Origin of the sequence: Mycoplana rhizolycopersici (assembly GCF_013378445.1) — a bacterium.
Classification (GTDB): domain Bacteria; phylum Pseudomonadota; class Alphaproteobacteria; order Rhizobiales; family Rhizobiaceae; genus Mycoplana; species Mycoplana rhizolycopersici.
This window is the reverse complement of the sequence record NZ_JABXYK010000008.1, coordinates 267,550-280,871: the sequence shown is the minus strand read 5'-3', so window position 1 is coordinate 280,871 and position 13,322 is coordinate 267,550. Positions and strand designations below refer to the sequence as shown.

At 63.2% G+C, this 13,322-nt stretch carries 10 protein-coding genes; 8 read left to right on the top strand and 2 right to left on the bottom strand.

The window, feature by feature from the left end; all coding sequences use genetic code 11:
* Positions 1-2,111: TonB-dependent hemoglobin/transferrin/lactoferrin family receptor (locus tag HV823_RS15275; protein WP_210270805.1), on the top strand; the 2,111-nt coding region annotated here is incomplete at its 5' end.
* Between the two features lie 63 nt (positions 2,112-2,174).
* Positions 2,175-4,310 (top strand): cadherin domain-containing protein, encoded by a 2,136-nt coding sequence (locus HV823_RS15270; protein ID WP_176950577.1) that lies wholly within the window; start codon positions 2,175-2,177, stop codon positions 4,308-4,310.
* A 105-nt stretch (positions 4,311-4,415) separates the two neighbouring features.
* Here HV823_RS15270 and HV823_RS15265 read toward each other — a convergent pair whose 3' ends face one another.
* Complete coding sequence (locus HV823_RS15265; RefSeq protein WP_176950576.1) at positions 4,416-4,943, bottom strand: DUF1643 domain-containing protein; 528 nt, start codon at positions 4,941-4,943, stop codon at positions 4,416-4,418.
* Positions 4,944-5,414: 471 nt separating this feature from the next.
* Between HV823_RS15265 and HV823_RS15260 the strand changes: the two genes are divergently transcribed.
* On the top strand, positions 5,415-5,927 hold the full coding sequence (locus HV823_RS15260; RefSeq protein WP_176950575.1) for an acyltransferase: 513 nt from the start codon (positions 5,415-5,417) through the stop codon (positions 5,925-5,927).
* A 60-nt stretch (positions 5,928-5,987) separates the two neighbouring features.
* The gene (locus HV823_RS15255; protein WP_176950574.1) at positions 5,988-6,707 is read left to right on the top strand and encodes a membrane-anchored protein; all 720 of its coding nucleotides are present in this window, start codon (positions 5,988-5,990) and stop codon (positions 6,705-6,707) included.
* A 52-nt stretch (positions 6,708-6,759) separates the two neighbouring features.
* Here HV823_RS15255 and HV823_RS15250 read toward each other — a convergent pair whose 3' ends face one another.
* Positions 6,760-7,713: a glycosyltransferase family 92 protein gene (locus HV823_RS15250; RefSeq protein WP_176950573.1), complete on the bottom strand. Its 954-nt coding sequence runs from the start codon at positions 7,711-7,713 to the stop codon at positions 6,760-6,762.
* Between the two features lie 266 nt (positions 7,714-7,979).
* Here HV823_RS15250 and HV823_RS15245 point away from each other — a divergent pair, with 266 nt between their 5' ends.
* The 4 genes from HV823_RS15245 to HV823_RS15230 all read left to right on the top strand — a co-directional run bounded on the left by HV823_RS15245 (position 7,980) and on the right by HV823_RS15230 (position 13,301).
* A complete protein-coding gene (locus tag HV823_RS15245) occupies positions 7,980-8,669 on the top strand; it encodes a glycosyltransferase family protein (protein WP_176950572.1) in 690 nt (229 codons plus the stop codon).
* A gap of 27 nt (positions 8,670-8,696) precedes the next feature.
* A complete protein-coding gene (locus tag HV823_RS15240; protein WP_246301473.1) occupies positions 8,697-9,548 on the top strand; it encodes a 3-deoxy-manno-octulosonate cytidylyltransferase in 852 nt (283 codons plus the stop codon).
* 262 nt (positions 9,549-9,810) lie between these two features.
* The gene (locus HV823_RS15235; protein ID WP_176950571.1) at positions 9,811-12,312 is read left to right on the top strand and encodes a BTAD domain-containing putative transcriptional regulator; all 2,502 of its coding nucleotides are present in this window, start codon (positions 9,811-9,813) and stop codon (positions 12,310-12,312) included.
* 209 nt (positions 12,313-12,521) lie between these two features.
* Complete coding sequence (locus HV823_RS15230; protein WP_176950570.1) at positions 12,522-13,301, top strand: transporter substrate-binding domain-containing protein; 780 nt, start codon at positions 12,522-12,524, stop codon at positions 13,299-13,301.
* Positions 13,302-13,322 lie beyond the last annotated feature (21 nt).

Sequence of the window (13,322 nt, the reverse complement as noted above, 5' to 3'; positions counted from 1 at the left end):
GGGGACTTCCTGCTGTGAAGCAGCATGCATTGCATCATTCGAAAGCGGGGAGCGGCCGGCAAGGCCACTCCCTCAAGGCTTTTCACCGGATCGCCTGTCGCCCGGTGGATCGCTTGCGGCTCGGCGTCTCGACACTTGCCGTGCTGGCGGCGGTGGCGGGTCCGGCATATGCCCAGGAAACAGAGACCGAGGCCGACGCCGAAGCTGTCGGCAATTCCGAGCCGACGGTGCTCGAGCAGATCGTCGTAACCGCCACCCGCGTCGGCGAGCGGGTGTATGAGACGCTTTCCGGCTCCAGCGCGGTCGGTCGCGACCAGCTTGAGGTCGAGATGCCCGGCGCGCCGGTTTCACAGATCGTCACCCTGATGCCCAGCGTGACGACGCAGACTTCCGCGGACGATCCCGGGACTGCGATCAACATACGCGGGTTGCAGGATTTCGGGCGGGTCAATGTGCTCGTCGACGGTGCCAGGCAGAATTTCCAGAAGAATGGCCACGAGGCGAACGGAACGTTCTATCTCGACACCAACATGCTCAAGAGCGTGGAGGTCACCCGCGGGCCGGCGGCGACCGTCTACGGCAGCGGCGCAATCGGCGGGGTGATCAGCTTCACCACCATCGATGCCGACGACGTGCTGCGCGAGGGGGCGACCAAGGGCGGACGCGTCAAGCTCGGCTTCGACACGAACGGCCCCGGGCCGACCATCCACGGCGAGGCGGCAGCCCGCATCGAGGACAGCGCGGACTTCGTCGTCGCCGGCACCTGGTACAAGCCGAACGACTACAAATCCGGCGACGGTACGAAGGTGGATTCGGCGCAGGACCTGCGCTCTGGCCTTGCCAAGGCTCGTTTCCGTCCGACCGACGACCAGGAGATCACGCTTTCGGCGTCGCGCTACTTCAACTCGTTCGAAAACGGCAGCACGCTCATCCGCAACATCGACGTGACCGTCGATACGTTGACCGCCGGATACCGCTATACGCCCGATTCCGATTTCTGGGACCTCAGCGCCAAGATCTATTACAGCGGCACCCTGTCGGATCAGCAGGGGACGGGTGACATCGCCGGCGAGAGCCAGTCGTTCAAGGTCGGCACGACCGGCATGGACATCTTCAACACCTCGACCTTCGATACCGGGGCGGTGACCCATGAAGTCACCTATGGCGGCGATGTGTTCCGCGACAAGGTGAACACGAAGGACGAGCTGGGCAGCAGCGACGACCTGACGCCGCCGGGTACCCGCGTCGCCTATGGCGCGTTCGTTCAGGACAAGCTTACCTATGAGTGGCTGGAGGTCATCGGCGCGCTTCGATACGACGGCTACAGCCTCGAGAATGACGAGACGAAGACGGACGGCAGCCGCCTGTCGCCCAAGCTCACCGTCGGCGTTACCCCCTGGGATTCCGTGACCTTCTACGGCGGCTACTCCGAGGGATACCGCGCGCCGGCGCTGACGGAAACGCTCATCGAGGGCTTTCATCCGCCACCGGTCATGGGGCAGTTCTTCCCCAATCCGAACCTGAGGCCCGAGGTCGCCCATACGATCGAGGCAGGCGTCAACCTGCGTTTCAACGACATCTTCACCGGCTCCGACCAGCTAGGCGTGAAGCTGGGCATCTTCCGCAACAATGTCGATGACTATATCGACCAGGTTTTCGTGATGTTCCCCATCCCCGGGGGATACCAGTACCAGAACATCGCAAAGGCGCGCATCGAGGGCTTCGAGTTCGAGGCAAGCTATGATGCGGGCAGCGTGTTCGCGGGGCTGGCCGGCCAGATCCTCGACGGCGAAAACCTGACGACGGGTGGACCGCTGCAGAAGGTGCCGCCCTTCCGGGCGGTCACGACGCTCGGCTTCCGCGCCTTCGACGAACGGCTGAGTGCCGGCACCCGGCTGACGATTGTCGGCAAGAAGGACGATGCCGCCGCAACGGGGTTCGTCGGCGAGGCCTATCAGCTCGTGGACCTCTTTGCGCAGTTCGAGATCAACGAGACGGCGACGGCCAACCTGGCGCTGAACAACATCTTCGACCGCCAGTATACCCAGTATCTCAACGCCGATCCGAGCCCCGGCTTCAACGCCAAGGCATCGCTGACGATGAAATTCTAGCGACCAGATTCCGCCGCCGGACGCATGGCGGCCGGGCAAGGGAATGCAACGCGGAGCAACGACATGACGATTACGATCAAGCTAACGGCCAAGCTCGGCTCTTCCACAGGCGTCGATTTCAATACGGAGTACGCCAAGTTCTTCTCCGGCCTTGTGCCGACCGGCTGGCCCTACATCCTGGGCGGCTCCACCAATTTCCAGGGCGATCAGATCGTGCTGCTGGACAAGATCGTCTCCGGCAAGGAATCCGATACCAAAGCCATCATCCTCGACGGCAAGAACTTCGACTACTACTTCAACGGCCACACGCTGAGCGGCACACTCACGACTGTCAGGCTTTCGACGCTGGGCGACAGCTATAATAGCTCCAACGGTTCGTTCGATATGGAGGATGGCCATATCACCAATGTCCTGACGCCGATCGAGATCAGCGGGCTGAACATCTCCAATGCAAAGGGCGTGAAGGGCGAGATGCACGAGGTGATCTACGGCCTCATGGGGGGAGGCCATGACAGCGGCGGCATTTCGCAGGTGGCCGCGCTCAACGCTTTCGTCTGGGGGCAGGGGCACAATGTCGTCGGATCGGCGGGCACCGATAGCTACACCGGGACGAAATACGACGACACCATTCGCGGCAATGGAGGCAACGACGTGCTGGACGGGGGGACGGGCAAGGACGTCGCCGTCTATTCCGGTGCGAAAAGCAACTATACGCTGACCAAGAACGCCGATGGCACCGTGACGGTCAAGGATAATCGCTCGGGCGCGAACGACGGTCGGGACACACTGAAGAACATCGAGATCGCGAAGTTCTCGGACGGCAGCGTCGATCTGACCAAGCTGGGTTCGACCAACCTTGCCCCGACGTCGCTTGCCCTGTCGAAGTCGAGCGTCAAGGAGAACGTCGCGGTCGGTACCACGGTCGGCACGCTGTCGGCCAAGGATCCCGAAGGCAAGACGCTGAGCTACACGCTGACCGACAATGCCGGCGGCCTGTTCAAGCTCGATGGCAACAAGCTGGTCACCGCCAAGGCGGTCGACTACGAGGCGGTCAAGTCCGGCAAGGTTACCGTCGAAGTCTCCGACGGCGTCAACAAGGTCGCAAAGACCTTCACCATCGCCATCGAGGACGTCGACGACGTCAACAAGGCCCCGACGTCGCTTGCGCTGTCGAAGTCGAGCGTCAAGGAGAACGTCAAGACCGGCACAACGGTCGGCACCTTCTCGGCCGTCGATCCGGAAGGCAAGACGCTGAGCTACAAGCTGACCGACAATGCCGGCGGCCTGTTCAAGCTGTCGGGCACCAATCTCGTCACCGCCAAGGCGATCGACTACGAGAAGGTGCAGAAGGACACGGTGACGCTTCAGGTCACCGATGCGGATGGGGCGAGCGCGAAGAAGACCTTCACCATCAAGGTCACCGACGTGGTCGAGACGATCGCAGGGTCTTCGAAGGGCGAAACGCTGAAGGGCGGCATCGGCGCCGACCTGATCAAGGGCGGGGCCGGCAACGACACGCTCTACGGCTATGCCGGCAACGACCACCTGAAGGGCGAGAAGGGCAACGACATCCTGATTGGCGGCAAGGGCGCCGACCGGCTGGACGGCGGGGCGGGCAACGACACCGCCTCCTACCAGGGGGCTGCGAAGGGCGTCACCGCCAGCCTTTCCAAGCCTTCGCTCAACACCAATGACGCCAAGGGCGACGTCTATGTCTCGATCGAGAACCTGACCGGCTCGAAATACGCCGACAAGCTGACCGGCGACAGCAAGGCCAACATCCTCACCGGCGGCGCCGGCAACGACGTGCTCAAGGGCGGGGCCGGCAACGACACGCTGATCGGCGGCAAGGGGGCGGACGACCTCTATGGTGGCAAGGGAGCGGATACCTTCCTGTTCAAGTCGCTCGCAGACCTCGCCAGCTCGAAGGCCAAGACCGACACGATCTTCGACTTCTCGCAGAAGGAGAAGGATCTGATCGACCTGACCGGCATCGACGCCGTCACCACCAAGTCGGGCAACCAGGCGTTCTCGTTCATCGGCACGGAGAAGTTCTCCAAGACCGCCGGCGAGCTGCGCTACTTCAAGGAGAAGGCCGACACCTACGTCTATGGCGACGTCAACGGTGACGGCAAGTCCGACTTCGCCATCCACATCGACAACCTCGTCAATTTCAAGGCGGACGACTTCCTGTTGTAACGGCAACGGGCGCACGATCGGCCGAACCGGCTGGCCGTGAGGCCGCAAACACATCGAAGCCGCTCATCGCAGGATGGGCGGCTTTTTCGGTGCGACTGCGGCACTTTATGCGTCTGCTGCCGGCCGATAGGAAACGAGCGGTTGCGCGGAGGGAACGTAGAGCGGATGCCGTGGGGAACCGTTCGCCGTGGTGCCGAGGCAATGCAAGTGGTTCCCCGTGAGGCGCAGGGCGTCGCCTGCGCGGGCGCGGGCCAGGGGATGCGAACCCCAGGCTGCGACCACGGCGCCTCTGCCGCCTGCACCGGTGCGGGCTTCGCGGCATGCCATGGCGAGGTAGGTGTCGTTTTCGGGACCGATCGGATGCACTTCTCGGTAGAGCTCGTCCGGGTTCGTCGCGCGAAGCCCATAGAGGTTCACGGCAATCATTGCGCCGTAGCCCCATTGCCGGGAGAAGGATAGGCAGCGCCGGATGGTCGGATCGTTGCTGCTGGCGTCGGCCTGCGACGGGTTCAGCATGATCCAGGCGACGATGCCGCCGGTCTCCGACCATCGGCGCCGCAGAGCATAGCGATACCGGCCGCACGGCGAGACGACAGCATTGCTCGCGCAGGCCTCCGGCAGCAGACCGGTCATTGGACAGGCGGGCGCGGCCCGCCATCGCGGCAATCCGGGCAATTTTGCATCTGCCAGCTGGTCATGTCATGCGGGCGCTTTTCGGCCGGAGGCTCGGTCAGGGGCCCTGCCGACGTGCAGGCCGTCAGCGCCAGTGCGAGAAGAATGTGCCTCATCGCCATCCTTTACCCTCCGCCGAGCCGTTGACGAGTGTACGCGAACCTGGCCGATCACGCGAACGTGCGCGCAAGGACGAAATTCCGCCGCGCTGATGGCGGATAAGCGATGTCAGCCTTGCGCATGGTCTGGCGGTCTTTATCTAAGGGGTCGCTTCCTCAGTTGCCGCCCGGCAGGTACCGAGCGATGAGGGGCGGCGGCGCCAACGCCAAATTGCAGTATATGGGACGGCAGAAAATGTTGAATTTCGGGCGCTTGGTAAAGCTGCGGGCTTTCTTTTCGCGGGGGTCGCTGAAAATCGGCAGGCGACCGAAGATGCCGTACCTGCCGCGTTTTCGCTGGCGCCAGGGCACGATCCGGATCGGCGATCGCATCTCGACACGATCGGGCGTGGTGATCGACGCGCAGAGCGGCGACATCGAAATCGGCCGCAACGTATCCATCAACGATCATTCGGTCCTGCTTGGCCACGGCGGCATCCGAATCGGCGACGACGTCCGAATCGCCGCGCATGTCGTCATCGCTTCCTTCGAACACGGATATGACGATGTGGACCTGCCCATCCGCCGCCAGCCTATCGTCAGGAAGCCGATCGTGATCGAGGACGACGTTTGGATCGGCGCCGGCGCGAAGATCCTCGGCGGCAGCCATATCGCAAGGGGTTGCGTCATCGGCGCAAACAGCGTCGTCAAGGGCACGACGGTGCCCTTCGGCGTTTACGGCGGCGCGCCAGCGCGACTTCTGAAGATGCGCGGCGCGCGCAAGACGCCGCCGATCGAGCTTGCAAGCGTACGCGCCGAGCGCGGTCGAAACAGCGGCGCGCATTGACAGCCGCGCCACCGGCTGCATCTTATCGGAGAAGAAACAGATCTTCGATGGACGGCAAGAGTGGCATTTTCAGACGCAAAGACCCGGATTTACCGGCGGATCAAGTACAATCTCCTGCGTCCCGCCCCTCCGGCCACCGTCGTGCCACTTGACGGTCCGGTCGTCGTCGTCGGCTCCGCGCCGGTTTCCCACAAGCCCGCAGGTTTCGACGAGAGTTTCCGCGTCGTCACCATCAACGGTGCGCAAACCGTCACGCAGCGCTGGGGTTTGAAGGCGCCGGATATCACCTTCATGATGTTCAACCAGGTGCGCGGCACGAACACCAATGCGGTGGAGGTGCGCCGCGTTCTGTCGGGACAGAGGACCGGAGCCCTCTACGTCCTTCTGTGGCGTGACGGGCGGTCGTCGCTGGAGGAGGGGCTGAAGGCGTTCGACTATGGCTACGACAACCTCACCATCGTCGATCGATACCAGCGCATGGCGCTGCTCGATCGTATCTGCGGCTTCAAGAGCGACGAGCTGGATGCCGAGAGCAAATGCTCGAACGGCATCAACGCGGCCCTCTTCGCCCTCTATCACGGGGCACCGGCGGTCATCCTGACCGGCATCAATCCGCAGTCCACCGGACACGTCTACAATCAGGAAAACCTTGTGCGGTTTCATCGCGACATGGACCAGAAGGTCCTGCAGCGGCTGCGCGAAAAGGGCTATCCCGTCTTCACCGCCGATCCCGAAGTAGCCGAGACGTCGGGCCTGCCGCTCTGGCAGGGGCGCGCCTGACAGAGACGGGCCTGACGCGGCAAGACCGCAGCCAGCCGGCGTGGTGCGGGCCTCAAGACGTGGCAGCGCCTGCGGAGGGGCGGGGCTGTTGCGCGGACGAAAGCCGGATGCCGTGCGCGGCAATGAAATCGAGCATGCTGCGATCTTCGGTTTCCGCCTGCTGGATGTTGCTCAGCGTGGTGCGCATCTTTTCCTCGAGCCGATCGGCGGAAACGGCGTAGTTCGAGCCGCGCGCCATCTTCGCCAGCATCTCCTCTTCGGACTTGCTGTAGTAGTGGTTCAGCTGGAGGAAGGCATTGGAATAGAACTTCTGGTCCTTGCGGCCGTCGCGGCTGGTGCGGAAGCCGGCATCGTTGACCGTCGCATCGCCGAATTGACGCGTCTTGAACTGGTGGATCGTCACCTCCACCACCTCGCAGGGGTCGACGATGCATTTGAAGTTCGTCGAGTGCTCCTGGCGGCTGATCGGCTCGGCGCCGCGCCGGGTATAGTTCAGCGTGACCGGGCCGTCCGGCCGTCTCTTGTGGCCGCTGGTCCCGAACATGTGCCAGGGCAGCGAGACGTTGGGAAACCCGCCGGTCGCGGCCAGGGCTTCCTCGATCGTCGCGCCCTTGCGCGGCAGGAGGAATTCGTCGGCATCGACGAAGGCCATGCGCTGGAAGTTGCCGCCGAAATTCAGGATTGCGTGGGCGTGCGCCAGCACCTGGCCATCAATCAGCTGCTCGGCCTTGGTGGCGACGACGCGGCCAGCCCACGGCATCAGCGTCAGCTCACCCGGCGAAAGCACGTCGCGCACGATTGCGCAGGTCTCGTCGGTCGAGCCGTTGTCGTAGACGACGAAGTGGCGGACGCCGACGGCCCGGTGGAACCGCAGCCATTCCTCGATGTAGCTCGCCTCATTCTTGACGCAGAGTGCAATGGCGATGCCGTGCCGGTCCGGGGCGGGTGGCGGCGGCGTGATGGTCAGGGCCTTTATGCCGCTCTTGCTTTTTCCGAACCAGCGCATTCCGCCTCCAGAAGTCCCGTTTTCATGCCCGGTCGCACGACCGGCGCACTATATATTGCGCATTGTCATTACAGGCCAGTGGCTGGCCTAAGATAGGCGTTTGTGCCTGCCGCTCCGGCCTTCTGTCGCATTGACATCGCTTCTTTCCTCATGCACACGATACCCCCGCTGCCGGCCCGCGACGCGCGGCGCGGTGGCAAATTGAGATTTGCCAACAGACAAGCTGAAATGCCCCATGGACGGGTAGAAAAGCGGAAGGCTTCGACATGAGAGATGACGTCGCACGTATTTTTGTCGGTTTTGATTCCAAGGAAGTTGTAGCTTATCACGTTCTTTGCCAGAGCATTATTGAACGCTCCAGCATTCCGGTGGTGTTTTCACCGATCGTTCTGAACAATCTTGGCCCGATGTTCTACCGCGAACGCAACGCGTTGCAGTCGACCGAGTTTTCTTTCTCGCGCTTCCTCGTGCCTTATCTCAGCGGCTTCGAAGGCTGGAGCATGTTCATGGATTGCGACATGCTGGCGCGCGCGGACATCGCAGAGTTGTGGGCATTGCGCGACGACAAGTACGCCGCAATGTGCGTCAAGCACGACTACGTTCCGAAGATCGAAACGAAGTTCCTCGGCCAGACGCAGACCAAGTACGAGAAGAAGAACTGGTCGAGCATGATCCTCTTCAACAATGCCAAGTGCACGGCGTTGAGCAAGGAGTTCGTCAACACCGCAACGGGCCTGCAGCTTCACCAGTTCAAGTGGCTGGAAAGCGACGACCAGATCGGCTCCGTGCCGGTCGAATGGAATTATCTCGTCAACGAGTACGACTATCGCGACGATGCAAAGATCGTACACTTCACCGACGGTGGTCCCTACTTCGACGAATACAAGGACGACGACTATGCCGAGGAGTGGTTCGCGATGCGCGACCGCGTGCTCTCGGTGCAGCAGAAGGCATAGTTCTTGGCGCAATCGCCCGATACTCCCATGGCCGATTCCGCGAACGGCGCCCTGCCGCCGCGGGGGGCAACTTCGGGGCTGACGCAGCCGGATGGATGGCGTCAGCTCCTTTCCTCATATTCGGACATCGTGCTCGTCGCCAACAGCACGGCGTCGAACGTTCGCGAGCTGCGGGCCCAGTATCCGGCGGACACGCTGTTCGTGTTCTTCAACAAGGTCTTCAAGGTTCTCGACCAGCCGTTCGAAGGGCATGCGCTGCTGATCACGCGCGGGCAGCCGCGCGGAGCGGGGATAGTCTATCGCGGTGAGGTGGACGAGGTTCTGTCGTTCTTTGACAAGGCGCATTTCCTCGGCATCATGAACATCCGCCTTGCGGAAGACGAAAAGCCGAACACGGCCGCCGATTTCCACGATGCGCCGACCGGGCATCTGGATCTGCGCGGGCATTTCGATCCGCTCTACACCGAAGGCAAGGTGCCGACGAGCGGCTTTGCCATGGCGATCTGGCTGAGCGAACTGCGGTTGCCGGGGCGGATCACCCTTGCCGGCTTTTCCGCCCGCCGCAGCGAGAAGTGGCGCGTGGTCTCGGTTCACGACTGGAGCTTCGAGCAGGTCTTTTTGCGGCTGTTTTCCCGTCTCGGCAAGATTGCCATCCATGGCGGCGCCGGATCGAACCCCTACCAGAAGCTTGCCGAGCGTTTCCCGGAAATTCCACCGGCCGAGATCGCGCTCGCCGCATCCGAGGTGCTGTCGGAGCGGCTGTCCAATACCGACGCGGAGGTGGACAAGCTGATCTCGCTGACGAATATCATCCGCGCTGCCGACAATTTTCTGCGCAGGCTGAAGCCTTCGCTCTTGAGAAAGCGCAAGCGGTCCTGACCGCTGCATCCTGTGCGCCGGGCAAATGTGGCTTCGCAATGCGGCGGGTGGTGATCCGCTGAAACTCCGCAACCGTTGAGCGGTGTCTTTCTACCGGGCCGCACAGTAGCCTGTGACGACAGAATGGCGCGGGTCGTCGGCCCGACATCCGGACGTTGCGCTATCTCTTTGTTTTGATGCAGTTCCATCCGGAAGCCTGCCGCGTTCACGGCGGAGCTTTCAACGTCGGTTATGGTTGTAGCCAAGATCGCGGCAGGTAACGATGCAGCAAAGCTTGCTCAAGGCGATCCTGTTTGCCGACGCTGTGCAATACAGCCAGCACATGGCGCACGACGAGCCATCCACCGTCGAATTCATCCAGCGCTGCTTCGACGTATTTCGCGAACTGGCCCCGCTGTATCGCGGCGAAATCCTCAAGACGATGGGGGACGGGGCACTGGCCGATTTCGAGTCCGCGGTCGAGGCGCTACGGTTTGCGCTGGAGGTGCAGAAGCGGTTTCGCCAGTTGGGCGCTTACCTGCCGGAAGAACGCCGCATCAGCTTTCGCATGGGGATCGATCTCGGCGAGGTGCAGTTCCGCGACGGCGAACTCTTCGGCCACATCGTCAATGTTGCCGCGCGCCTGCAATCGCTCGCGGAGCCGGGCGGCATCTGCGTTTCGCAGGCGGTACTCGATCAGGTCGACCGCCACGTCGTCGCCACCTTCCGCAATCTCGGCCCGCAGGCGTTAAAGAACATACCGCGGCCGGTTGTCGCCTACCAGGTCGTCGGCGGCGAAGACAGGCGCGGGGAGCGCGAACGCCGCCTGTGGCGCAAGCTCTCGGTTTCCGTGCTTTCCCGGATGGCGGCCTTCAGCGAGGCGGGCGAGGAACTGACACCGAACTCGCCCAAGGTTCGCGCGCTTCTCGGCTATCTCGCGCTCAGCCATCGCTCGCACGAGATGCGGGAGCGGCTGGCGGGGCTTTTGTGGAGCGACCGTGGCCATGCGGCGGCCCGGCACGCGCTGAGCGCTGCGTTGAAACAGATCGGCGAGGTGTTCAGGCGAGGGCAGTGCGAGGCGCCGGCCACCGATCTCGGAAAGGTCAGCGTCGCGCCCGGTAGCATCGAGGTGGATCTGCACCTGATCAGCGAAGGGCTGGCGCAAGGCGCGATCGCGCGCGAATTGCTCGACGGCCGCGCCTCGCCGGACGAGATCCTGGCCGGGCTCGATCATGTAGACGAGGTGTTCGCCTCATGGCTGCGGGTGGCGCGCCACCGCTGGCGCGAGCGGCTGGTGGAGCAACTGGAGCAGTGCGTGGAGCGCTTTTCGGGTGATCTCACGGCGATGAAGCCGGCCGCCACCGCACTGCTTGCCATCGATCCGACCCATGAGCGCGCCGCCTGCATCTTGATGCGCGCCTTCGTGGCCGAGGGGCAGGCGGCTGCGGCCCTGCGGGTCTATCGCAACCTGAACGACGTGCTCGCCTCCGAATTCGGAATCGGGCCATCGGGGGAGGCGCAGGAGATCGTCGCGCTGATCCGCTCGGGGCGATCTGATGCGAATGGCAGCGGTCCGCGCGCCGTTGCCGCGCGAATCCAGAGCGGGCGGCTGCCGGTAATCGAGGTGCGGCCCTTCGACGGAGCGGAGGAGGCCGCCGGTGCGGCGCACCTGTTGAGCGGCTTCCGCGCCGATATCGTCGGATGCCTGACCAAATTCCGGGAATGGGTAATCATCGAGGACCGCGGCGAGGGGTCGGCAGATGCGGACGGGTCCACCATCGACTATCGGCTGGATGCGCGGACGCCGGTTGGCGAGGGGGTGATCGTCATCACGCTGACGGATGTACGGAGCAATCATGTGCTCTGGAGCGAGCGCTTTCCGCTGGCGCTCGACAACTGGATTGCAGCATCGGCCGGCATCGCGCGTCGGGTTGCGGCGACGCTCGATATCTATCTTTCCGTCGAGCGCGTGGCCGGCGGTGGCGGACGGCGCGACGTTTCGCTTTCCGCCTATGACGCCTGGCTACGCGGCGAAAACCTGCTTCTGCGCTGGGCGCCGGAAGCGGAGACCGAGGCGGAGGGGCTGTTTCGAGATGTCATCCAGGCGATGCCGCAGTTTGCCCCCGCCTATTCGAGCCTTGCCAGCATCTTCAACGTGCGCCACCTGATCGTGCCGGGGTTCCGGCGGGATCCCGCGCTTGCGTCCGAGGCGCTTCGGCTGGCGCAGACGGCAGTCCAGCTCGACCCGCTCGAAACGCGCGCCCACCTGACGCTTGCCTGGTCCTGCATCATGGCGGGCCGGTTCGAGCAGGCGGCGATCCACTACGACCTCGCTTTCGAGCTCAATCCGAACAATCCGCGCACGCTGCTTTCCTGCGCGCACGGGCTCGCCTTCCTGGGCGATGCTGCCCGGGCGGAACTGATGGAGCGGCTGGCGCTGGAGCTTTCGCCGGTGATCGCGTCCTACCAGTGGGGCTATATCGCCGGCATTCATTTCATCGCGGGCGACTATGCCGGAAGCGTCTCGGCGGCCGAGAAGGGAACGGGCAGCATGCTGGACCTGCATGCCTGGCGGGCGGCCGCACTCGCTCATCTGGGCCGATCCGACGAGGCCCGCGTGGCCGGAGATGAACTGCTTGCATCCGTGCGCCGGCAATGGGGAGAGACAGCACCCGACGACCGCGGAATCGTCTCCTGGGTACTGCATGGCCTGCCTTTCAAGGAAGACAGGGCGCGGCAGCGGCTCGTGCGCGGCCTTCATCTCGCCGGCCTTGCCGTAGAGTGAGCCAGAAAGCCCGATCGAGCCGGTGCTATCGGTTCCTAAGATCGAGACTTGGTATAAGCGGCAAAAGTGCAGGAAATGGTTCCCTAGAATTTTATGGGGTGATGGCGCGTCTAGGAGAGTATCGGCGCCAGTCTGCTGCGTTTCGCCCTTTGCCGCCATGCGCCGCCGATCGACCTACAGAGAACTGTACCTGCCGTTTGGAGGGTGTGATGAGAGCGTTCAGCAAGACGATCGCCTTCATGATGTCGCTTTGGTTGCTCTGCACGGCGACCGCGCTGGCGCAGACGGTCAAGGTCGGAATTGCCGCCGAGCCTTATCCTCCGTTTGCCTCGTCGGATGCCAGCGGCAAATGGGGCGGCTGGGAAATCGAGTTCATGGAAGCGCTTTGCGCCGAGGCGAAGATCGATTGCGTCCTGACGCCGGTCGCCTGGGACGGCATCATTCCCGCGTTGACGACGGGCAAGATCGACATCATCGCCGCCTCCATGTCCATCACCGAGGACCGCAAGAAGCTCATCGACTTTTCCGAACCCTACTATCGCTCCCCCGTTCGCATCGTCGGCCCGAAGAACCGGCAGATGGAGGCGACCGCCGCCGGTCTCAAAGGCCTCGTTCTCGGCGTGCAGGCTGCGACGACGCATGAGGACTACGTCCACAAGCACTTTGCCGACAGCGTCGCCGAGATCAAGATCTACCAGACCCAGGACGAGGCGCAGCAGGATCTCGTTTCCGGTCGCATCGACGCGCTGCAGGCAGAGGCGATCGGCCTCGATGCCTTCCTCGAATCCGAACCCGGGAGTTGCTGCGAGTTCAAGGGCGACGTGCCCGATGATCCGGATCTCCTGGGTGAGGGTGCGGGCCTGGGCCTGCGCAAGGGCGACGACGCGCTGCGGGAGAAGCTGAACGCGGCGATCAAGGCGATCCGCGCCAATGGAAAGTACAAGAAAATCACGGACAGGTACTTCTCCTTCGATATCTACGGGCAATAGCGAACGATCGGAGCGGGGTGG